Annotated in this window: 18 protein-coding genes; 7 read left to right on the forward strand and 11 right to left on the reverse strand. The window is 70.4% G+C overall.

Annotation, left to right across the window (positions count from 1 at the left end):
- Positions 1 to 4: 4 nt before the first annotated feature.
- Both OG322_RS20660 and OG322_RS20665 read left to right on the forward strand, forming a co-directional pair.
- A complete protein-coding gene (locus tag OG322_RS20660) occupies positions 5 to 562 on the forward strand; it encodes an amino-acid N-acetyltransferase (RefSeq protein ID WP_123460040.1) in 558 nt (185 codons plus the stop codon).
- A 144-nt stretch (positions 563 to 706) separates the two neighbouring features.
- Positions 707 to 1042: a histone-like nucleoid-structuring protein Lsr2 gene (locus OG322_RS20665; RefSeq protein ID WP_024494064.1), complete on the forward strand. Its 336-nt coding sequence runs from the start codon at positions 707 to 709 to the stop codon at positions 1040 to 1042.
- Here OG322_RS20665 and OG322_RS20670 read toward each other — a convergent pair.
- Positions 1021 to 1641: an SCO3374 family protein gene (locus OG322_RS20670; RefSeq protein ID WP_124284297.1), complete on the reverse strand. Its 621-nt coding sequence runs from the start codon at positions 1639 to 1641 to the stop codon at positions 1021 to 1023. The two genes, OG322_RS20665 and OG322_RS20670, sit on opposite strands and share 22 nt — an antisense overlap.
- Positions 1642 to 2082: 441 nt before the next feature.
- Between OG322_RS20670 and OG322_RS20675 the strand changes: the two genes are divergently transcribed.
- A complete protein-coding gene (locus tag OG322_RS20675; protein WP_123460038.1) occupies positions 2083 to 4611 on the forward strand; it encodes an ATP-dependent Clp protease ATP-binding subunit in 2529 nt (842 codons plus the stop codon).
- Between the two features lie 82 nt (positions 4612 to 4693).
- On the opposite strand, the gene OG322_RS20680 is transcribed toward OG322_RS20675, so the two are convergent.
- Both OG322_RS20680 and OG322_RS20685 read right to left on the reverse strand, forming a co-directional pair.
- Positions 4694 to 5224 carry a hypothetical protein gene (locus tag OG322_RS20680; protein ID WP_329306780.1) on the reverse strand — a complete coding sequence of 177 codons (531 nt, stop codon included), beginning with the start codon at positions 5222 to 5224 and terminating at the stop codon, positions 4694 to 4696.
- Positions 5225 to 5241: 17 nt separating this feature from the next.
- Positions 5242 to 5367 (reverse strand): hypothetical protein, encoded by a 126-nt coding sequence (locus OG322_RS20685; RefSeq protein ID WP_266411679.1) that lies wholly within the window; start codon positions 5365 to 5367, stop codon positions 5242 to 5244.
- 459 nt (positions 5368 to 5826) lie between these two features.
- Between OG322_RS20685 and OG322_RS20690 the strand changes: the two genes are divergently transcribed.
- The gene (locus OG322_RS20690) at positions 5827 to 6534 is read left to right on the forward strand and encodes a M23 family metallopeptidase (protein ID WP_123460036.1); all 708 of its coding nucleotides are present in this window, start codon (positions 5827 to 5829) and stop codon (positions 6532 to 6534) included.
- Between the two features lie 20 nt (positions 6535 to 6554).
- Here OG322_RS20690 and OG322_RS20695 read toward each other — a convergent pair whose 3' ends face one another.
- Positions 6555 to 7139, reverse strand: coding sequence for a TetR/AcrR family transcriptional regulator (locus OG322_RS20695; RefSeq protein ID WP_123460035.1), 585 nt, complete (start codon positions 7137 to 7139; stop codon positions 6555 to 6557).
- A gap of 121 nt (positions 7140 to 7260) precedes the next feature.
- Here OG322_RS20695 and OG322_RS20700 point away from each other — a divergent pair, with 121 nt between their 5' ends.
- Positions 7261 to 8832 carry an MDR family MFS transporter gene (locus OG322_RS20700; RefSeq protein WP_124284295.1) on the forward strand — a complete coding sequence of 524 codons (1572 nt, stop codon included), beginning with the start codon at positions 7261 to 7263 and terminating at the stop codon, positions 8830 to 8832.
- Positions 8833 to 8919: 87 nt separating this feature from the next.
- Here OG322_RS20700 and cseC read toward each other — a convergent pair whose 3' ends face one another.
- The 5 genes from cseC to OG322_RS20725 form a co-directional block, all read right to left on the reverse strand.
- Positions 8920 to 10305 (reverse strand): two-component system sensor histidine kinase CseC, encoded by a 1386-nt coding sequence (gene cseC / locus OG322_RS20705; protein ID WP_329306781.1) that lies wholly within the window; start codon positions 10303 to 10305, stop codon positions 8920 to 8922.
- Positions 10302 to 11009: a two-component system response regulator CseB gene (gene cseB, locus OG322_RS20710; RefSeq protein WP_123460032.1), complete on the reverse strand. Its 708-nt coding sequence runs from the start codon at positions 11007 to 11009 to the stop codon at positions 10302 to 10304. Before cseB ends, cseC begins: the two co-directional genes overlap by 4 nt.
- A gap of 10 nt (positions 11010 to 11019) precedes the next feature.
- Positions 11020 to 11763, reverse strand: coding sequence for a hypothetical protein (locus tag OG322_RS20715; RefSeq protein WP_241200015.1), 744 nt, complete (start codon positions 11761 to 11763; stop codon positions 11020 to 11022).
- Positions 11751 to 12389 carry a SigE family RNA polymerase sigma factor gene (locus OG322_RS20720; RefSeq protein WP_241200014.1) on the reverse strand — a complete coding sequence of 213 codons (639 nt, stop codon included), beginning with the start codon at positions 12387 to 12389 and terminating at the stop codon, positions 11751 to 11753. Before OG322_RS20720 ends, OG322_RS20715 begins: the two co-directional genes overlap by 13 nt.
- 237 nt (positions 12390 to 12626) lie before the next feature.
- Positions 12627 to 13529 (reverse strand): A/G-specific adenine glycosylase, encoded by a 903-nt coding sequence (locus tag OG322_RS20725; RefSeq protein ID WP_123460031.1) that lies wholly within the window; start codon positions 13527 to 13529, stop codon positions 12627 to 12629.
- Positions 13530 to 14033: 504 nt separating this feature from the next.
- Between OG322_RS20725 and OG322_RS20730 the strand changes: the two genes are divergently transcribed.
- Positions 14034 to 14831 carry a hypothetical protein gene (locus OG322_RS20730; protein WP_443066596.1) on the forward strand — a complete coding sequence of 266 codons (798 nt, stop codon included), beginning with the start codon at positions 14034 to 14036 and terminating at the stop codon, positions 14829 to 14831.
- Between the two features lie 74 nt (positions 14832 to 14905).
- Here the strand turns inward: OG322_RS20730 and disA are convergent, their stop codons facing one another.
- Complete coding sequence (gene disA, locus OG322_RS20735; protein ID WP_123460030.1) at positions 14906 to 16030, reverse strand: DNA integrity scanning diadenylate cyclase DisA; 1125 nt, start codon at positions 16028 to 16030, stop codon at positions 14906 to 14908.
- A 124-nt stretch (positions 16031 to 16154) separates the two neighbouring features.
- A complete protein-coding gene (radA, locus tag OG322_RS20740; protein WP_123460029.1) occupies positions 16155 to 17567 on the reverse strand; it encodes a DNA repair protein RadA in 1413 nt (470 codons plus the stop codon).
- A 203-nt stretch (positions 17568 to 17770) separates the two neighbouring features.
- Here radA and OG322_RS20745 point away from each other — a divergent pair, with 203 nt between their 5' ends.
- Complete coding sequence (locus OG322_RS20745; RefSeq protein WP_124284293.1) at positions 17771 to 19639, forward strand: BACON domain-containing protein; 1869 nt, start codon at positions 17771 to 17773, stop codon at positions 19637 to 19639.
- Positions 19640 to 19685 lie beyond the last annotated feature (46 nt).

A 19685-nucleotide genomic window follows, 5' to 3' on the forward strand; every position in this document is an offset into this window, starting at 1 on the left:
GGGTATGTCCTCAGAGCTTCCGCAAACCGATTTCCAGACCGAACCGTCGGTTATAAACGTAGCCATCACCGTCCGGCGTGCGAGGACGAGCGATGTGGCCTCCGTCCGACGTCTCCTCGACGGCTACGTGCGTGAAGGCATCCTGCTCGACAAAGCGACGGTCACGCTTTACGAGGACATCCAGGAGTTCTGGATCGCCGAACGCGACGAGGACGCACGGGTCATCGGCTGCGGTGCACTGCACGTGATGTGGGAAGACCTCGCCGAAGTCCGTACTCTCGCGGTCGATCACAGCATCAAGGGCGCCGGAGTCGGGCACCAAGTGCTGGACAAGTTGTTGCAGACCGCCCGCTGGCTGGGCGTGCGACGGGTTTTCTGCCTCACCTTCGAAGTCGACTTCTTCGCGAAGCACGGCTTCGTGGAGATCGGAGAGACGCCGGTCGACGGAGATGTCTACAGCGAGCTGCTGCGTTCCTATGACGAGGGAGTCGCGGAGTTCCTCGGTCTCGAACGGGTGAAGCCGAACACCTTGGGTAACAGTCGGATGCTTCTGCACCTGTGACAGTCGGAAGAACCCCGAGCTCTATGTCCGAATCGCGCACGTTTCCCGTCTTCTTCCGCTGCTGAACCTCTCCCGAGGGTTTGTGTTTTCCGGGGAAAAGCGGTTTCCTTTCCGCGTACTCCATTTTCGATGAAAGGAAATCCGGTGGCACAGAAGGTTCAGGTCCTTCTTGTTGACGACCTCGACGGCGGCGAGGCGGACGAGACCGTCACGTTCGCGCTGGATGGCAAGACCTACGAGATCGACCTCACCACGAGCAACGCGGACAAGCTCCGTACGCTGCTCGAGCCTTACGCCAAGGGCGGCCGCCGTACCGGTGGCCGTGCCGCCTCCGGGCGCGGCAAGGGCCGTGCGGTTCCCGGCGGCAACAAGGACACCGCCGAGATCCGTAAGTGGGCGCGCGAGAACGGCCACAATGTGAATGACCGCGGCCGTGTTCCCGCGGACATCCGTGAGGCTTACGAGAAGGCCAACGGCTGAGCAGCCGACTCATCGGAGGCCGGCCATGGCCGGGCACGCATCAGCCGGGCCCGGTGGCATTCAGTCGCCACGGCGTCCACGAGCCGGACGAGATCGGGAGCATCCCCACCCCTGCTCCCGAAGCCGGAGAGGGCCGGGAGCACCGGTTCCCCCTCCTGCTCGCGCAGTGGCCAGGGGGGCCGCAGCCATACGGCGGCCCCCGGCGGGCCCGGCCGGCCCGGCGGTGGCGGTGCGGTGATCCGGCCGCCCGTGCCGAGAACGGTCAGCGCGAGGGCGACTCCGCCCCACTCCAGCCAGTCGAGCAGCCCGGGCAGCTCATCCGCGCTTCCGGCCGCCACCAGCAGACTCATCCGCTCACCGGTGAGCGCCACCGGCCCCGCGCGGCCCACCCGGCGCAGCGCCGCGTGACCGGCGGCGGCGGGGACGACGAGAGCGTCGAACCGCAGCCCGGTCAGCAGCCGCACCGGGGCGACGCCCGCGGTGGCCCAGCCGAGCTCCTGCTCGTACCACCGGGCGCAGCCGCCCCGCGGTTCACCCCCGGCACGGCCGTCCTGGCGAGCGGGAAGCGGAGTGCGGGGAGGCGGGACGGTGGGGGCCATGCCGGAAGAACTCCGGATCCGGCCCAGGGGTTACGCAGAGTCCTCGGTCGAACGCTTAGTGTGTCCGGGTTGGGGGCGTACAGGCGCATTCACGCGTAAGAAGATGTTCGCCCGTAGCGGAGGGAACCCGCGTACGCCGCATGGACTGTCTGTAATTGCGGGTAAGACATCCCTAGTGGGAGGGGCGACACGCAAGCCACCGGACGTCTCGCGTTCGCCATCGGCGTACTGGCGATAGGGGTATCTGCCTGGCCTGCGGGAACATCGTCTCGCACCATCGGGTTGGAGCAGTTGTCGGCGTTCGGGGCGGGAGATCCCCCGGGAAGCAGGGCCGGGTGTCGGCAGTTGAAATGAGCGGTCCCCGCTTGCGGGACTAAGCTGCGGAAGGACAGGGAGGGGACCGACCCCTTACTGCCTGACCGCTCTGAGGAGCGATTAACGATGTTCGAGAGGTTCACCGACCGCGCGCGGCGGGTTGTCGTCCTGGCTCAGGAAGAAGCCCGGATGCTCAACCACAACTACATCGGCACCGAGCACATCCTCCTGGGCCTGATCCACGAGGGTGAGGGTGTCGCCGCTAAGGCCCTGGAGAGCCTCGGGATTTCGCTCGAGGCGGTCCGCCAGCAGGTGGAGGAGATCATCGGTCAGGGCCAGCAGGCCCCGTCCGGCCACATCCCCTTCACTCCCCGAGCCAAGAAGGTCCTGGAGCTGTCGCTCCGCGAGGCCCTTCAGCTCGGCCACAACTACATCGGCACAGAGCACATCCTGCTCGGCCTGATCCGCGAGGGCGAGGGCGTCGCAGCCCAGGTCCTGGTGAAGCTGGGCGCCGACCTGAACCGGGTGCGCCAGCAGGTCATCCAGCTGCTCTCCGGATACTCGGGCGGCAAGGAGGCGGCCACAGCGGGCGGCCCCGCGGAGGGCACGCCCTCCACCTCCCTGGTGCTGGACCAGTTCGGCCGGAATCTCACCCAGGCCGCTCGTGAATCCAAACTCGACCCGGTCATCGGGCGCGAGAAGGAGATCGAGCGGGTCATGCAGGTGCTGTCCCGCCGTACGAAGAACAACCCTGTCCTCATCGGCGAGCCCGGCGTCGGCAAGACGGCGGTCGTCGAGGGCCTGGCCCAGGCCATCGTCAAGGGCGAGGTGCCCGAGACCCTCAAGGACAAGCACCTCTACACCCTCGACCTCGGTGCGCTGGTCGCCGGTTCCCGCTACCGCGGTGACTTCGAGGAGCGCCTGAAGAAGGTGCTCAAGGAGATCCGCACCCGCGGCGACATCATCCTGTTCATCGACGAGCTCCACACCCTGGTGGGTGCGGGCGCCGCCGAGGGCGCGATCGACGCGGCGAGCATCCTCAAGCCCATGCTGGCGCGAGGCGAGCTCCAGACCATCGGTGCCACGACGCTCGATGAGTACCGCAAGCACCTGGAGAAGGACGCCGCTCTCGAGCGCCGCTTCCAGCCCATCCAGGTCGCCGAGCCGTCGCTGCCGCACACCATCGAGATCCTCAAGGGTCTGCGCGACCGCTACGAGGCCCACCACCGCGTGTCCATCACGGACGAGGCGCTGGTCCAGGCCGCGACGCTGGCCGACCGGTACATCTCGGACCGCTTCCTGCCGGACAAGGCGATCGACCTGATCGACGAGGCCGGTTCCCGGATGCGCATCCGCCGGATGACCGCGCCGCCGGACCTCCGCGAGTTCGACGAGAAGATCGCGGGCGTCCGCCGTGACAAGGAGTCGGCCATCGACTCCCAGGACTTCGAGAAGGCAGCGTCTCTCCGCGACAAGGAGAAGCAGCTGCTGGCGGCGAAGAGCAAGCGCGAGAAGGAGTGGAAGGCCGGCGACATGGACGTCGTGGCCGAGGTCGACGGCGAGCTCATCGCCGAGGTCCTCGCCACCGCCACCGGCATCCCGGTCTTCAAGCTGACGGAGGAGGAGTCCTCCCGTCTGCTGCGCATGGAGGACGAGCTCCACAAGCGCGTCATCGGCCAGAAGGACGCCATCAAGGCCCTCTCGCAGGCGATCCGCCGTACGCGAGCAGGTCTGAAGGACCCGAAGCGCCCCGGTGGCTCGTTCATCTTCGCCGGCCCGTCCGGTGTCGGTAAGACCGAGCTCTCCAAGACGCTCGCCGAATTCCTCTTCGGTGACGAGGACGCGCTGATCGCCCTCGACATGTCGGAGTTCAGCGAGAAGCACACGGTCTCGCGCCTCTTCGGCTCTCCCCCCGGGTACGTGGGATACGAAGAGGGCGGTCAGCTCACCGAGAAGGTGCGCCGCAAGCCGTTCTCCGTCGTCCTCTTCGACGAGGTCGAGAAGGCCCACCCCGATATCTTCAATTCCCTGCTCCAGATTCTGGAGGACGGTCGCCTGACCGACTCCCAGGGCCGGGTCGTGGACTTCAAGAACACGGTCATCATCATGACGACCAACCTCGGGACCCGGGACATCTCCAAGGGCTTCAACCTGGGCTTCGCCGCCCAGGGCGACGTGAAGACGAACTACGAGCGGATGAAGAACAAGGTCAACGAAGAGCTCAAGCAGCACTTCCGGCCCGAGTTCCTCAACCGTGTCGATGACACGGTCGTCTTCCACCAGCTCACCGAGGAAGACATCATCCAGATCGTCGACCTCATGCTCGCCAAGGTGGACGAGCGGCTGAAGGACCGCGACATGGGCATCGAGCTCAGCGCGGAAGCGAAGTCGCTCCTGGCGAAGAAGGGCTACGACCCCGTGATGGGCGCCCGGCCGCTGCGCCGGACGATCCAGCGCTCGATCGAGGACATCCTCTCCGAGAAGATCCTCTTCGGTGAGCTGCGCCCCGGTCACATCGTGGTCGTCGGCACCGAGGGCGAGGGTGACGAGAAGACGTTCACCTTCCGCGGCGAGGAGAAGTCGGCTCTGCCCGACGTCCCCCCGATCGAGCAGGCGGCAGGCGGCGCCGGCCCGAACATGACGAAGGAAGCGTGACAGGCGCGTAGCGCCCGAGCGCACCGAAGGGGCTGCCCCGGACCGGTTTCGACCGGTCCGGGGCAGCCCCTTCTCCGTGTGCTCAGCGGCCCACCTCAAGCCCCTTGCCGCCGGACACCTCGACGAATCCGGTGACGTCGACCGTGAGGCCCGGCAGCACTTCCAGCGGGGTCGGATCGATGGCCGCACCGCGGGGGTGAGGGGTGAGCCGGAGCGCCCTCAGCGAGGGAAAGACCCGGGGGAGCGGGCCCAGGTCTTGCAGTTCCCCGAACGGATTGAGCCTGAGCGTGGTGACCGACGGGACCACGGCCGCGCCCAGGAACTCCGAGACACCCGCCCGCACCGTCAGGCTCGTCACCTGAGGGGACTGCCGGAGTGCGGCGCACATGGGGGGAATCGCCGTGGGGGACCTCAGGTCGAGGTCGTACGGGTGTTCCCAGCCGCGCAGCGCGTCGATCGTCATCGGGCGTTCGCCGCTGAGCGTCAGCACGGTCACCTGCGGGTGCGCGGGCACCTCGCTCAGCCGGTGTGCCGTGAGGCCGTCGAGGTCCAGTGCGAACAACAGCCCGTTCCCGACCGTGGCCAGCAGTGCGGTGGGAGGCAGACGGCTCATGTCCAGCCGGAGCCCTCTCAGCTTCCGGAGTCCGCCGAGCGGGCCGACTCGACGGCGTCGGCGAGCTCGATGCCGTCGTGGCGTCCCGTGTCCGTCGTCCTGCCGCCGCCGTTTCCGCCCGTACCTGCGGTGTTGCCGGTCATGGGCCGTCCCCCCGGGAGCCGATCGGTTTCGCCGTGCCAGCGTAGTCAGGTTGCCCGCCGAAGGTCCCGAATCGGACGGCCTTTGGTCCCACCGGCGGTGACAAGGCACACAGCCCTTTCGAGGCCTACTAGGCGACTTAGGAGGAGGCGGCGTGATCGCGGGAGGGGCCTTCGGCCCTGCGTGCGGCGGGACCTTGGGGGCTACAGGGCGAAGCGCCCCAATGGCGGGCACATGTCCGATTAGGGCGGTTTGGAACTGGGGTTAAACGTCTCCGGACGAAGAGATCCGAAGGGGCGGGAGGGGCGGGTTCCGGGACCCGTGGAAGTGAATTCCCAGGGCTTCGGCTACGGCTTTTCTTCGTAGATGGGGGGTTTGAGCACAGGTGGGGATGCGGGTTACCAAGGGATGGCCAGCCCGGCCGGTACGCCGGGTCCAGTCATCTTCGGAGGTTTCCGCTTATGTCGAAGCGCGTTACGTTCAAGCACTCCCACCGCCCGTCCGCTTCCCGTGTGCGCGGCGCCGTGGTGGCGGCCGGTCTGGGTACGTCGATGGTTCTCGGTGCGGGCGCTGCGTTCGCGGTCGGCACGACGGGGACCGCCGCCACCGCGAGCCTGGTGAGCACCACCACGGCCGACGCCGTCGCCCAGCAGGCGGCCGCGCAGGGCAAGGCCGCCGAGCACACGGCTGCGAAGAAGGCCGATGAGGCCAAGAAGAAGGCCGAGGCCGAGAAGAAGGCCGCCTCGAAGCTGCGCTGGGAGACCCCGGTCTCCCACTACGAGCTCAGCGCGAGCTTCGGCAACGACGGCAGCCGCTGGTCGCACAAGCACTCCGGCCAGGACTTCGCCGTGCCGATCGGCACCAAGGTCGAGGCCGCGCACACGGGCACCATCGTGAAGGCCGGCCCGAACGGCGGCGGCGACGGTCCCGCGTACGGCAACGCCATCGTGATCAAGCACGGCAACGGCACCTACTCGCAGTACGCGCACCTCTCGCAGATCGACGTGCACATCGGCCAGTCCGTGGAGAAGGGGCAGAAGATCGCCCTCTCCGGCAACACCGGCAACTCCAGCGGTCCGCACCTGCACTTCGAGATCCGGACCACCGCGAACTACGGTTCCGCGATCAACCCGGTCAACTACCTGCACAAGGAGGGCGTCAACGTCTGACCGGCCGCGACACCGATCCGCTACTGGTCGGAACCCGGGGCATGCGCCTGGGTCACCAGATCGACGGCGACCTCCAGGACGGCCTTGCGCTTGTCCTCGGGGTCGCCGTCGACGTCCTTGAGGGCGAACATGCCGGCGTGCATCGTGAAGAGCGCGCTGAAGCACCGCACCTGGTCGATGATCGGCGCCTCGGGGTCCTTGATCAGGTCGACGAGCCCCAGGATCCGGCCCTTGATCGTCGCGCCGATGCTCAGGTCGCGTACGGTCGCCTGGTTCTCCTGCATGAAGCGGAAGAGCGGGGCGGCCTTGGTCAGCGCGTCGCTGTAGCGGGCGAGGATCTCCTTCTTCGTCTCCAGGGTGCGTGGCTGCTCCCGGCCCCAGACGATCAGGTCCTCCACGGGCCGGTTGAGGTCCTCGAAGATGCTGACGAGGATGTCTTCCTTGGTCTTGAAGTGGTAGTAGAGGGCGGCCTTGGTGACGTCCAGCTTCTCGGAGATCTCACGCAGTGAGGTCTTCTCGTAGCCCTGCTCGGCGAAGAGTTCCAGAGCGACGTCCTGGATGCGCTGGCGGGTGTTGCCCCGGCGCGGCTGCGGCGTGCTGCTCATGGTGCTCTCCCAAACTTACTTGACGCCCGGCTAGTTGCGGGGGTACTTTCCCCCAGTGTAGTCAACTAGCCGGGCGGCAAGTAAGGGTCCGGTGTTCAGGGGATCAGGGGAGCTGGGGAACATGTCGGACCTGAAGACGGCGACGGGCGGGAAGGCGGCCGGCCGCGAGCCGAAGCGCGAGCCGCAGCAGCGCAGCGTCCGGGTGGTGATGCTCGCCCTGATGATCGCCATGCTGCTGGCCATGCTCGACAACCTGATCGTCGGCACCGCGATGCCGACCATCGTCGGTGACCTCGGCGGGCTGGAGCACCTGTCCTGGGTTGTCACCGCCTACACCCTGGCCACCGCCGCCTCCACCCCCATCTGGGGCAAGCTCGGCGACATGTACGGGCGCAAGGGCATATTCCTCACGTCCATCGTGCTCTTCCTGATCGGCTCGGTCCTCAGCGGAATGTCCCAGGACATGGGACAGCTGATCGGCTTCCGCGCGATCCAGGGCCTCGGTGCCGGCGGTCTGATGGTCGGCGTCATGGCGATCATCGGTGACCTGGTGCCGCCCCGCGAGCGCGGCAAGTACCAGGGTCTGATGGCCGGTGTGATGGCGATCGCCATGATCGGCGGACCGCTGGTCGGCGGCACCATCACCGACCACCTCGGCTGGCGCTGGAGCTTCTACATCAACCTGCCGCTGGGCGCGGTCGCCCTGGGCATGGTCACCGCCGTACTGCACCTGCCCAAGCGGGAGCGTGCCAAGTCGAAGGTCGACTACCTCGGCGCCGGGCTGCTGACGGTCGGCATCACCTCGATCGTGCTGGTCACCACCTGGGGCGGCTCGGAGTACGACTGGAACTCCGCCGTCATCATGGAGCTCATCGCGATCGGTGTCGCGTCACTGGCCGGCTTCCTCTTCGTCGAGACGAAGGCCTCGGAACCGATCATCCCGCTGCACATCTTCCGCAACCGCAACTTCACCCTGATGTCCCTGGTCGGCTTCATGTCGGGCTTCGTGATGTTCGGCGCGGTGCTCTTCCTGCCGCTCTTCCAGCAGTCCGTCCAGGGCGCGTCCGCGACCAACTCCGGACTGCTGCTCCTGCCGATGCTGCTGTCGATGATGATCGTCTCGCTGATCGCCGGCCGGGTCACCACCAGCAGCGGCAAGTACAAGATCTTCCCCATCATGGGCTCGATCCTGATGGTCGTCGGCCTCTTCCTGCTCTCGCAGATGGACACCGGCACCACCCGCTTCACCTCCGGTGTCTACATGGCGGTGCTCGGTGCCGGCATGGGCTTCCTGATGCAGATCACGATGCTCGTCGCGCAGAACAGCGTCGAGCTGAAGGACATGGGCGTCGCCTCGTCCGCCACCACCCTGTTCCGTACGCTCGGCAGCTCCTTCGGTGTCGCCATCATGGGCGCGCTGTTCACCGGCCGGGTGCAGGACGAGATGGCGGCGCGCGGCGGCGGGGGAGCCACCGCGAGCTCGGCCCAGCTGGACGCGGCGAGCCTGGCGAAGCTGCCGGTTCCGGTGCGTGAGGCGTACCAGTTCGCGGTGTCGTCCGGCACGCACATCGCCTTCCTGGTGGGTGCCTCGGTCGGACTGGTCGCCCTGGTGGCGGCGCTGTTCGTCAAGGAGGTTCCGCTGCGCGGAGCGGGGCCGGAGCCCGTACCGGCGGCGGTGTCCGACAGCGAGTAGAGCCGTACGGGGGAGGCCCCAGGGGCGCGCGCATCCCGCGCGCCCCTGGGGCCTCCCCCGTTGCCGTGTCCGTCCCGCCCGGCCCGCTCAGCCGTCCGGCTGGTCGCGGCCGGGCTCCGTGTCCGCGGCCGTCCTGCCGTTCGATTCGGGGTCGCGCTGTTCGGCCAGCTGGAGCATCGGGTAGCTGCCGGTGTCGGTGGGCGCGTGCTCGGGCAGCCACAGCACGGCGATCGCCCCGCCGGTGCCCGGGGCCGCGCCCTCGGGGGCCGCGTTGCGGAAGGTCAGCCGGGCGCCGAGCACCCGTGCCTGGCCGGCCGCGATCGTCAGCCCCAGCCCGTGCCCGTGTCCGGCCCGGTCGGTGCTTCCGGTACGGAACCGGCTCGGCCCCTCGCGCAGCAGCGCCGCCGGGAACCCCGCACCGTGGTCGCGGATCCGCACCACCCGGCCCTCGACCGTGACCTCCACCGGGGTGGAGCCGTGCCTTGCGGCGTTGCCCAGCAGATTGCCCAGGATGCGCTCCAGCCGGCGCGGATCGGTGCTGACCCACGACTCGTGGACCACCTGGACCTGCACCTCCGGGTCCAGCAGCGCGATCCGGCGGCTCACGAAGTCGCCCAGCGCGACCTGCTGCAGCTCGGCCCGCTCGGACGCGCTGTCCAGCCGGGCCACCTCCAGCACGTCCTCGACGAGCGTGCGCATCGCCTGTGCCCGGTCCCGTACGAGCTCCGTGGGGCGGCCCGGCGGCAGCAGCTCGGCCGCCGTCAGCAGCCCCGTCACCGGGGTGCGCAGCTCGTGCGCGATGTCCGCGGTGACCCGGCGCTCGGCCTCGATCCGCTCGTTCAACGCGTCCGTCAGGGCGTCCACCGCACCGGCCAGCTCATCGGTCTCGTCCCGGACGACGCCGCCGACGGCATCCCTGACCCGGACCTCCGTATTGCCCTGCGCGACCTTCCCGGCCGCGGCCGCCGCCTTGCGCAGCCGCCGCGACAGCTGGCCGCCGATCAGCACCCCCAGCGCGCAGCCGCCGAAGACCACCGAGACCGATCCGATGATCAGGGCCCGGTCCAGATCGCCCATGATCGTGGTGGAGCGGTCGGCGAAGCGGGTGTGCAGCGAGAGCACGTCGCCGTTGGCCAGCGGTACGGCCGCCCAGACGTCCGGCACCCCGCCGCCGTCCTCCACATGCGTGGCACGCCGGTTCTTCCGGGTCTCCTGGCGCAGGCTCTTCGGCATCGTCGGGTCGTTGAGCTTCGCGCCGAAGCGGGGGTCGGCCTTCTTCGTCTTCGTCGCCTCGTAGAGCAGCTGGGCGTAGGTCAGCCGCTCCAGCTGGACCTCGCGGGCGTTCTCCAGCATCGAGACCCTGGCCGCGTTGTGAACGACCAGGCTCAGCGCGACCGCGATCAGGGCGCCGACCGCCGCGATCGCGATGCTGATCTTCCAGCGGACACTCGTCCGCAGGGACGGCCGCCTCATGCCCTGAGCTTGTAGCCGAAGCCGCGGACCGTCTCGATCCGGTCCTGGCCGATCTTCGTACGCAGCCGCTGCACATGGACGTCCACGACCCGGGTGTCACCGCCCCAGCCGTAGTCCCAGACCCGCTCCAGCAGTTTGTCGCGGGAGAGCACCGTGCCGGGCGCGGACGAGAACTCCAGCAGCAGCCGCATCTCGGTCGGGGTCAGGCCCACCTGCTCGCCGGCCCTGCGCACTTCCATGCCCTCGGTGTCGATCTCCACGTCGCCGAAGACCAGCACCCCGCCCTCGGGCCCGCTCTCCGTCCCGTCGGCGCCGCCCGGACGGCCGCCCGAGGCGTGGCCGAAGCGGCGCAGCACGGCGCGGATCCGGGCGACCAGGACCGCGCCGTCGAAGGGCTTGGTGACGTAGTCGTCGGCCCCGGCCTCCAGGCCGAGCACCACGTCGATCGAATCGGCACGGGCCGACAGCATGATCACGGGAACCGTCGACTCGTCGCGGATGCGACGGCACAGGCTCACCCCGTCCAGTCCGGGCACCATCACGTCGAGCAGGGCGATGTCGGGCCGGTCGGCCCGGAACGCGTCGAGGCCCTGGAGGCCGTCGGGCATCGCGGTGACCACGAAGCCGTCCCGCTCCAGCGCGAGCTGGGTGGCCTCGCGGATGACGTCGTCGTCCTCGACGAACAGGACATGGGTCTCGGCCATCGGAAAGCTCTCAGTTCTTCGTCGGTTCCGTGGGCTCCGGGAAGTCCCCCTCCCCGGCACCGACGGCTCGGTTGAAGTCGTTGTGCACCCGGTCCTGCTCAGTGAACCGGGTGTTCGCCCAGTGGTACGTGATCACTTCCTCGCCCGAGGGATAAGCGACCGAGTCCTTCTTCCCGTAGACCTGTGTCGTCACCACGAGATCGCCGCGGTCGATGGTCCCGTAGACCGCCGGCTGCTCGGTGGTGAACACGTTGTCGTACGTGCCGTTGTCGCGGTGCCGGTACACATAGGTGCCGACGCCCACCGAATCGCCGCAGGTCATCACGTTGACCACCACGTCGGCGGCGGATCCCCCGGTCAGCTTCCCGTACGAGGTGTCCACCGGGTACTCGTCACCCGTGCAGGGCTTCAGGTCCGTCCGGACCCGTTCGCCCACCTTCGGATCTGCCTTGAGCAGGGCCACGGCATCGACCCGGGGGGTCGGCTTCGCCTTGGACGGCGTGGTGGCGGTCGGCGTGATCCGGGCGACCGGCTGGGTACCCGCCGGGCCCTCGTCGCGCGTGCCGGTGCCACCGGTGGAGCAGCTGACCGCGAACACCCCGACGACGGCGAGCCCGGCCAGAGCCGTACTGCTCGCCGCCCATCGGGCCGGGAACCGTCTGCCCCTGGTACCGGTCCCGTTCCCGCTTCCCCCGCCGGTGACCGCGCCGCCGCTTGCGTCGCCGCCGTCACCGCTGCCTGTCAGGCCGCGCACCGCTCCCGCCCCCGCTCGTCATGACGCCCGATCCCCGGGGCCCCGGTCTGTGTCCGAGGCCGCACCGGAGCCGCCGCGGCACGGACGGCCGGCCGGTGCTCCCGGTCCTCTCGGATCCGGGCCTCCCTGCCCGCCTCTTCCCTGCTCTCCAGCTCCTGGCGCAGCCGCGCCAGGGCGCGGTGCAGTGTGCTCTTCACCGTACCGGCCGACATGCCGAGCGCCGCGGCGGTCTCCTCCGTGCTCATCTGCTCCCAGTGTCGCAGCACGACGACGCTGCGCTGCTTGGGAGCCAGCACACCCAGGACGTCCATCAGCAGGGCGCGGTCGGCACGCTGCTCGGTGCCGTCCTCGATGCTGGCGTCGGGGAGCTGCTCGGTGGGGACCTCGTCCAGCTTGCGGGCCCGCCACCACTCGGTCCGGGTGTTGATCATGACCCGGCGCAGGTAGGCGTCGGCGAGGGACTTGTCGGCGATGCCGTCCCAGCGGCGGTAGGTGCGGGCCAGGGCGGTCTGCAGCAGGTCCTGCGCATCCACGGGGTCGGGGACCAGCCGGCGTGCGCTGCGCAGCAGCGCCTCCTGCCGGGTACGTACGTACTCCTCGAATCCGAGCACCTCGCCCTGCGCCATTACAACCGCCTCCATCCCCGTGGAACCCCGTAGTACCGCCGCCAGCCGCTTGGTCGTCGGGCTGACGTCGGTGACGCTACGGAGCGGTTGTCACGAGGCTGTGCGGAGCAGCCATACGCCGACGCACGGCTGCCCATCGGTTGTGTAACAGCACAGGAGGAGTGGGGCAAAGAGGCCCCTGCGGGGGTGCGGACGGGTTCACGCGGGGGGGCCGGGCGGGAGAGTCCCGCCCGGCCGTCAGGTCAGCGGCAGCCGGTACTGGCCGCCCGCCAGCGGTTCGACGAGGCCGTCGGCGACCAGGCCGTCCAGCGCACGGGCGCGCTGCACCGGTTCCTCCCACACGGCGTCCAGCGCCGACTGCGATACCGGTGCCACCGACTCGCGCAGCACGGCGAGCAGCCTGCCGCGCACCTGCCGGTCGGTACCGGCGTAGGTCTGGCCGCGGCGCGGGGGCCCCTGGTGCGCGGGCTTCCCGGCCAGCCGCCAGGCGCACTGCTCCGCGATCGGGCAGCGCGTGCAGTCCTCGTTCTTCGCGGTGCAGACGAGGGCTCCGAGCTCCATCGTCGCGGCGGCCCACTGCGCCGCCCGCTCGTCCTCGTCGGGCAGCAGCGCGCGGGCGAGCTTGCGCTCGGCGGCGGTGGTCGCGTTCGGCGGGTACTGGATGCCGGTCGCGGCCCGCGCGAAGACCCTGCGGACGTTCGTGTCCAGGACGGCGTGCCGCTGCCGGTAGGCGAACGAGGCCACGGCCGCCGCCGTGTACTCACCGATCCCGGGCAGCGCGAGCAGCTGGGCGTGCTCGCTCGGTACGTCGCCGCCGTGCCGTTCCGCTATTGCCTGGGCGGCCCCGTGCAGCCGCAGTGCGCGCCGGGGGTAGCCGAGCCGGCCCCAGGCGCGGACCGCCTCGCCGGGAGGGTCCGCCGCGAGGTCGGCGGGGCGCGGCCAGCGGGCCAGCCATTGTTCGTAGACCGGGAGCACCCGGTTGACGGGGGTCTGCTGCAGCATGAACTCGCTCACCATCACACCCCAGGCGCCCGCTTCGGGGCGGCGCCAGGGCAGATCGCGGGCGTGCTGGTCGAACCACCCGATGACGGGGGTGTGGAGGGAGGCGGGGGGCGTCTGTGTCGCTGTTGTGGCAGTCATCGCACATCCGATCCTGGCACGGAAGGGCAGGCGACGGACCGGGGCACGGGGGTGTCACCCCTCATAAGAGCCCTTGGAGTGATAGTGCCACCCGTCTGCCCCCACGCCACCGGACCTCCGGTTGCGGCAACTGGCCGCACCCCCTGGACCCGGTTGCGGCAACTGGCCCCCTCGGGTCCGGCGGCCCGCCTTCCGTGCGGCGGGGGGCACCGGGATCCACCGGACCGGGTTCCGTGTGCGGCGGACCGCTTTCCCTTCAGATTTCCGTTCAGATGTGAACTACCCAGGTGACGGAGGGTAGGTATCCAACGCCCCTGATCACGTTGGGCGATCATCGCGGTGGCCGTCTCGTGGACTGCGGGGGCGCGAACGGGCGGTGCCGGGATGATGATCCGCAAATCTTGGAGATCGGGGCGGCGGGTGGGGCGGGAGTTGGGGCCGATCTCTCGTACAGTTTGAGCCGTGGGATCTCTGCGTAATCCGATCGGGCCGCTCCCCTCCACCATTTACTGGCGACGGAGGGCGGTAGCGGCGACGCTGATTGCGCTGCTCGCGCTGCTGGTCGTATGGGCCGTCACCTCTCGTGACGGCAAGGGGAACCACGACGACTCCAGGGCCCCCGGCTCCGGTCCCACCGACGCGATCACACCAGGACCCTCCGGTTCCGGCCCGGCCATCAGCGAACAGCCCGGCGGGCGCGACGAGTCGGGCGACTCCGGCGGAGGCGACAGCAGCGGCGGCGGAGGCTCGGACACCGGTTCCGGCGGCTCGGGCGGCGGCAACGACGGCTCCGGCAAGGCCGGTTCCGGTTCGGGCGGCGGCACGGACGGCGGTTCGGGTTCCGGATCGGGCGGCAGTGGCGCCACCGCCGGACAGCGGCTCCCGGCCGGCTCCTCGGTCCCCGACTGCACGCCCGGCGCACTGCAGTTGACCCTGAAGAGCGGTGTCAGTTACGGACCCGGCGAGAAGCCGAAGTTCCGGCTGATCGCCAAGAACACCTCCGCCACCGCCTGCAAGGCCGACTTCGGCCCGAAGAGCGCGGTGCTCACCATCACCGAGGCCGGCGGCGACGACAACGAGGTGTGGTCCTCCAAGGACTGCCCGCGCAACGCGGCCGCCGTGCTGCTGAAGGTCCCGGCGGGCGCGACCGTCGTGCACACCGTGGAGTGGAACCGCGCGAAGAGCGCCCCGAAGTGCGCGACGCCGCCCGCGGGGAGCGCCGGACCCGGCACGTACCTGGTCGAGGCCAAGGCGCCGGGCGAGCCCGTGCAGCGCGCCTCGTTCGTCCTCGCCAAGGACTGACCGGGCACTGGACGCCGCCACCGGCACCGCGCCGCCCCGAGGGGCGCGCGCCCCTCGGGGCTACGGGAGAGCCCTTACACGTACCGTTCGAGAATCGACGACTCGGCCAGCCGCGACAGGCCCTCGCGCACACTCCGCGCCCGCGCCTCGCCGACCCCGTCCACCGTCTGGAGATCGTCCACGCTCGCCGCGAGCAGCTTCTGCAGGCCGCCGAAGTGCTCCACCAGCCGGTCGATGATCGCCCCGGGCAGCCGCGGCACCTTCGCCAGCAGCCGGAAGCCGCGCGGCGAGACCGCCGAATCGAGCGTCTCGGGAGAGCCGCTGTAGCCCAGCGCCCTTGCCACGACGGGGAGTTCGAGCAGCTCGGTGTGGGACAGCGCGTCCAGCTCGGTGAGCGCCTCCGCCACCGTGCGCGACCGCTTCGCGGTCGGCTCCGGCACGTAGTCGCGCACGACCAGCTCGCGCTCCGGCTCCACGCCCGCGATCAACTCGTCGAGCTGGAGCGAGAGGAGCCGGCCGTCGGTCCCCAGCTCCACCACGTACTCGGCGATCTCGGTCGCGATCCGGCGCACCATCTCAAGACGCTGTGCGACGGCGGTCACGTCCCGGACGGTCACCAGGTCCTCGATCTCCAGAGCGGAGAGCGTGCCCGCGACCTCGTCGAGCCGGAGCTTGTACCGCTCCAGCGTGGCGAGGGCCTGGTTGGCGCGGGAGAGGATCGCGGCGGACTCCTCCAGGACCCGGCGCTGCCCGTGCACGTACAGCGCGATGAGGTGCATCGACTGCGAGACCGAGACCACCGGGAAATTGCACTGCCTGGAGACCCGGTCCGCCGTGCGGTGGCGGGTGCCGGTCTCCTCGGTGGGGATGGAGGCGTCCGGGACCAGCTGCACGCCGGCCCGCAGGATCTTGGTCATGTCCTTGTCGAGGATCAACGCCCCGTCGAGCTTCGCCAGCTCTCGCAGCCGGGTCGCGGTGAATTCCACGTCCAGCACGAAGCCGCCGGTGCACATCGACTCGACGGTCTTGTCCATGCCGAGCACGATCAGCCCGCCGGTGTTGCCACGGAGAATGCGCTCCAGGCCGTCCCGCAGGGCCATTCCGGGCGCGACGGCGGTCAACGAGGCGCGCATCAGCGCCTCGTTACCGGTGCCTTGGCCGGACTTTCCGGGCGATGCTGCCCGGTCGCTGGCTGCCACTGCACTCCTCCGGTCACAGGTTTGCGGTGCCCTTGGGGCTTCTCGTTCGGATCAGGCCGGAGCCAGTCGAAAGACCCCACGTCCCTCATACCGTTCGTACGGACGGGCGAGACCAGGGCAAAGTCTACCGGCGTGCGCCGTCCTCCTGTGGGGCCTGTGTACGAGACCGGCGCGGGAGCACTCTCAGCGCGTCGCCCATGTTGGCGACTTCCGTGACCTTCATACCGGCCGGGACCTTCCCCGGATCGGTCGGAACCAGTGCGTGGGTAAAGCCCAGACGGTGCGCCTCGGCCAGCCTGCGCTGGACCCCCGTGACCCTTCTGACCTCGCCCGCGAGACCCACCTCGCCGATCGCCACGAGATTCTTGGGCAGCGGTGTGTCACTCGCCGCACTGGCCAGCGCCAGCGCGATCGCGAGGTCCGCGGCGGGCTCGGTGAGCTTCACGCCGCCGACCGTGGCGCTGTAGATGTCCCGTTTGCCCAGCGAGCTGATCCGGCCGCGCTGCTCCAGTACGGCCAGCATCATCGACACCCGGGACGTTTCGAGCCCTGAGGTGGTGCGCCGGGGTGAAGGGATCTGGGAGTCGACCGTGAGCGCCTGCACCTCGGCGACCAGGGGCCGCTTGCCTTCGAGCGTGACGGTCAGACAGGTGCCGGGCACGGGTTCGTCGCGGCGGGTGAGGAAGAGGCCGGACGGATCGGCGAGACCGGTGATGCCCTCGTCGTGGAGCTCGAAGCAGCCGACCTCGTCGGTCGCCCCGTACCGGTTCTTCACGCCGCGTACCAGCCGGAGCCGGGCATGGCGGTCGCCCTCGAACGACAGCACCACATCGACGAGGTGCTCCAGCAGCCGAGGCCCGGCGATCGCCCCGTCCTTGGTGACGTGGCCGACCAGCAGGGTCGACATACCGCGCTCCTTGGACGCGCGGATGAGCGCCCCGGCGACCTCGCGGACCTGTGCCATGCCGCCGGGCGCGCCCTCGATCTCGGGCGAGGCCACGGTCTGTACGGAGTCCAGGACCAGCAGGGACGGCTTGACCGCGTCCAGATGGCCCAGGACCGCGGACAGATCGGTCTCGGCGGCCAGGTACAGGTGGTCGTTGATCGCCCGGATCCGGTCGGCGCGCATCCGGACCTGGCTCGCGGACTCCTCCGCGGTGACGTAGAGCGTGCGGTGTTCCTCGCTCGCCGCCTTGGCCGCCACGTCCAGCAGCAGCGTGGACTTCCCCACGCCCGGCTCGCCCGCCAGCAGTACGACGGCACCGGGCACCAGCCCGCCGCCCAGCACCCGGTCCAGCTCGCCGACACCGGTCGAGCGGGCGGTGGCCTGCCGGCTGTCGACCTGTCCGATGGGGAGCGCGGCGGTGGAGACACGGCCGGCCGCCGTGGTCCGCACCGCGGGGGCGCCGCCGAACTCCTCGACCGTCCCCCAGGCCTGGCACTCGGGGCAGCGGCCGAGCCACTTGGCGGTGGTCCAGCCGCATTCCGTGCAGCGGTAGGACGGCCGGTCCTTCGCGGATTTCGTACGGGCAGCCATGGCGCCACCGTATAGGTGACCTCGGACAGCGCCGTCCGGCGCGGTGCCGCCGGGGGGGAGCGCACGCCCCTTCCCGCCGGGAATCAGGGAATCCGCCCGATCTCTTCCGATCCCTTCCGCTTTCAAGCGATACGTTCACCCGTAAGGGTTAAATCTGCTCAAGGGGCACCAGGGTCGTGCCCCGTCCTGCCTACGGTCGCAAGGTGACGAGCAGCAGGCTGGAGACCCCCGCGAGCACCCCCGGCGCACACTGGACGCAGCAGCGTGCGCCCCACTCCTCACCGAAGAAGCCGCCCGCCCGCTACGAGCCGCATCTCGACGGCCTGTTCACCTACTGCCTCTCCGTGCTCTGCGACCACGACGCCGCCACCGACGCGCTCGGCGGGGTGCTCGCGCTGGCGGAACGGCAGGGCGGCCGGTGTCCCGCGGACGAGGAGGAACGTAAAACCTGGCTGTACGCGCTGGCCAGGTGGACGTGCCTGCGCAGGCTCACCGAGCAGAAGCAGGGCCGCCACGCGCACCGTCAGCACGACAAGGCGCGGGCGCATGGGCAGTCGGCGAAGGAGAACCGCCGCGCCCCCGCCGTGCAAGGAGTGCGCGCGGGACGGCGTACGCCCCCACCTTCCGTGGCCACCCACGCACCGAAGACGAAGACCCCCGCCGCGCCGCCCCGGTCCGCGATGCCGCAGTCCGCGCCCGCCCCGGAGACCCCCGCGGCCGCCGAGGCGCACCGCCGCGAGCTGGCCCAGCTGGCCTGGCCCGAGGCCGCGGGCACCACCCCCGAACAGCGAGAGGCGCTGGAGCTCGCGGTACGGCACCGGCTCACCCCGGCCGCGGTCGCCGCCGTCCTCGGTCTGGAGGCCGCTGCCGCCAGGGAACTCCTGGCCGCGGCCGCCTGCGAGGTGGAGCGGACCAGGGCCGCGCTCGCCGTCGTCGCGGCGGGCAGCTGCCCCACGGCGAGCAGGCTCACCGGCGATCGGCGCATACTGCTCTCCACCACCCTGCGCCGCGAGCTCGTACGGCATGTGGACGACTGCCCCCGCTGCCGCCGCGCCGCCGAGCGGGCCGGGGCCCAGGGCCCCTGGCCCGGGGCGGCCGTCACCCCGGCCGCCGCGCTGGCGGTCGTCGAGGCGCCGCGCCCGTCCGCCTACGTGGCCATGATTCACGCCCAGAAGCATCAGAAGAATCGGTCCGCCACTCCGCGGTTCGACCGGGCGGGCTTCCCGATGGACCCCAAGGACCACGCCGCGCGCCGGGACCGGCTGCGGTCGAGGGTCATGACGACGACGGTGGTCGCCACGGTCGTCGCCGCCCCGGTGATCGCCCTGTGGTCCGCCTACCGGGGCGCACCGCTCATCGGCGAGGGGCACGACGGGGTCTCGGTCGCCGCGACCGAGATGGACGGGAGCCGCGGCGGCGACCCGTACGACCGCTACGAGAACGCGGGCAACGCCACCCCCGAGTCCGGCCCCCGTTTCACGGACGACGACGGCCTCCCGGACGTCTCGGCCGAGGTCATCAGTGTGGACACGCAGGAGGGGCCGGACACGGGTCGGCACGGCGCGGGCGGGCTCACCGTCGAGGCGCGTCTGGTCGGCGGCACGACGATGATCACCCTGACCGCGTCGAAGGCCGGCCCGGTCGCCTGGTCGGCCCGGACCCCCGCGTCCTGGCTGCGCCTCAGCAGCTCGTCCGGGAAGCTCGCCGCGGGCGGCAGCGTCACGATCCGGGTCCTCGTCGACCACGGGCGCGAACCGGCCTCGCACTGGACCGCACGGGTCGCCCTCACCCCGTCGGGATCGGCCGTCGCGATTCACGGGTACGGCGGGAGGCGTCTGTCGGGCGGCAGACCGCACCCCTCGCGGCCGGGCGGCTCGCTCCATCCGCGCCCGCCCGTCCCGTCGTCCTCACCGGACCCCACGGAGCCGACACCGGACCCGACCGAACCGACGCCCGGCCCGACGGACCCCACCACGACACCGACGGACCCGGGCGGGCCGAGCCAGTCCCCGGGCCCGTCGACCACGACCGGCCCGGGAAAGAACCCGAGCGTCCCGCCCCCGGCGCACTGAAGCACCACCGCCCGGGACCGCCCCTCCGGAACTACGCCGGACCGGC

Origin of the sequence: Streptomyces sp. NBC_01260, assembly GCF_036226405.1 — a bacterium.
GTDB lineage: Bacteria > Actinomycetota > Actinomycetes > Streptomycetales > Streptomycetaceae > Streptomyces > Streptomyces laculatispora.

Coding starts and splice junctions, on each gene's coding strand:
- OG322_RS20685 (WP_266411679.1), bottom strand. CDS start 5,367: ATGACCGGCAACACCGCAGGTACGGGCGGAAACGGCGGCGGCAGGACG.
- OG322_RS20725 (WP_123460031.1), bottom strand. CDS start 13,529: ATGACTGCCACAACAGCGACACAGACGCCCCCCGCCTCCCTCCACACC.
- radA (WP_123460029.1), bottom strand. CDS start 17,567: ATGGCTGCCCGTACGAAATCCGCGAAGGACCGGCCGTCCTACCGCTGC.
- cseC (WP_329306781.1), bottom strand. CDS start 10,305: ATGAGGCGGCCGTCCCTGCGGACGAGTGTCCGCTGGAAGATCAGCATC.
- OG322_RS20690 (WP_123460036.1), top strand. CDS start 5,827: ATGTCGAAGCGCGTTACGTTCAAGCACTCCCACCGCCCGTCCGCTTCC.
- OG322_RS20680 (WP_329306780.1), bottom strand. CDS start 5,224: ATGAGCCGTCTGCCTCCCACCGCACTGCTGGCCACGGTCGGGAACGGG.
- OG322_RS20695 (WP_123460035.1), bottom strand. CDS start 7,139: ATGAGCAGCACGCCGCAGCCGCGCCGGGGCAACACCCGCCAGCGCATC.
- OG322_RS20720 (WP_241200014.1), bottom strand. CDS start 12,389: ATGGCGCAGGGCGAGGTGCTCGGATTCGAGGAGTACGTACGTACCCGG.
- OG322_RS20675 (WP_123460038.1), top strand. CDS start 2,083: ATGTTCGAGAGGTTCACCGACCGCGCGCGGCGGGTTGTCGTCCTGGCT.
- cseB (WP_123460032.1), bottom strand. CDS start 11,009: ATGGCCGAGACCCATGTCCTGTTCGTCGAGGACGACGACGTCATCCGC.
- OG322_RS20670 (WP_124284297.1), bottom strand. CDS start 1,641: ATGGCCCCCACCGTCCCGCCTCCCCGCACTCCGCTTCCCGCTCGCCAG.
- OG322_RS20660 (WP_123460040.1), top strand. CDS start 5: ATGTCCTCAGAGCTTCCGCAAACCGATTTCCAGACCGAACCGTCGGTT.
- OG322_RS20700 (WP_124284295.1), top strand. CDS start 7,261: ATGTCGGACCTGAAGACGGCGACGGGCGGGAAGGCGGCCGGCCGCGAG.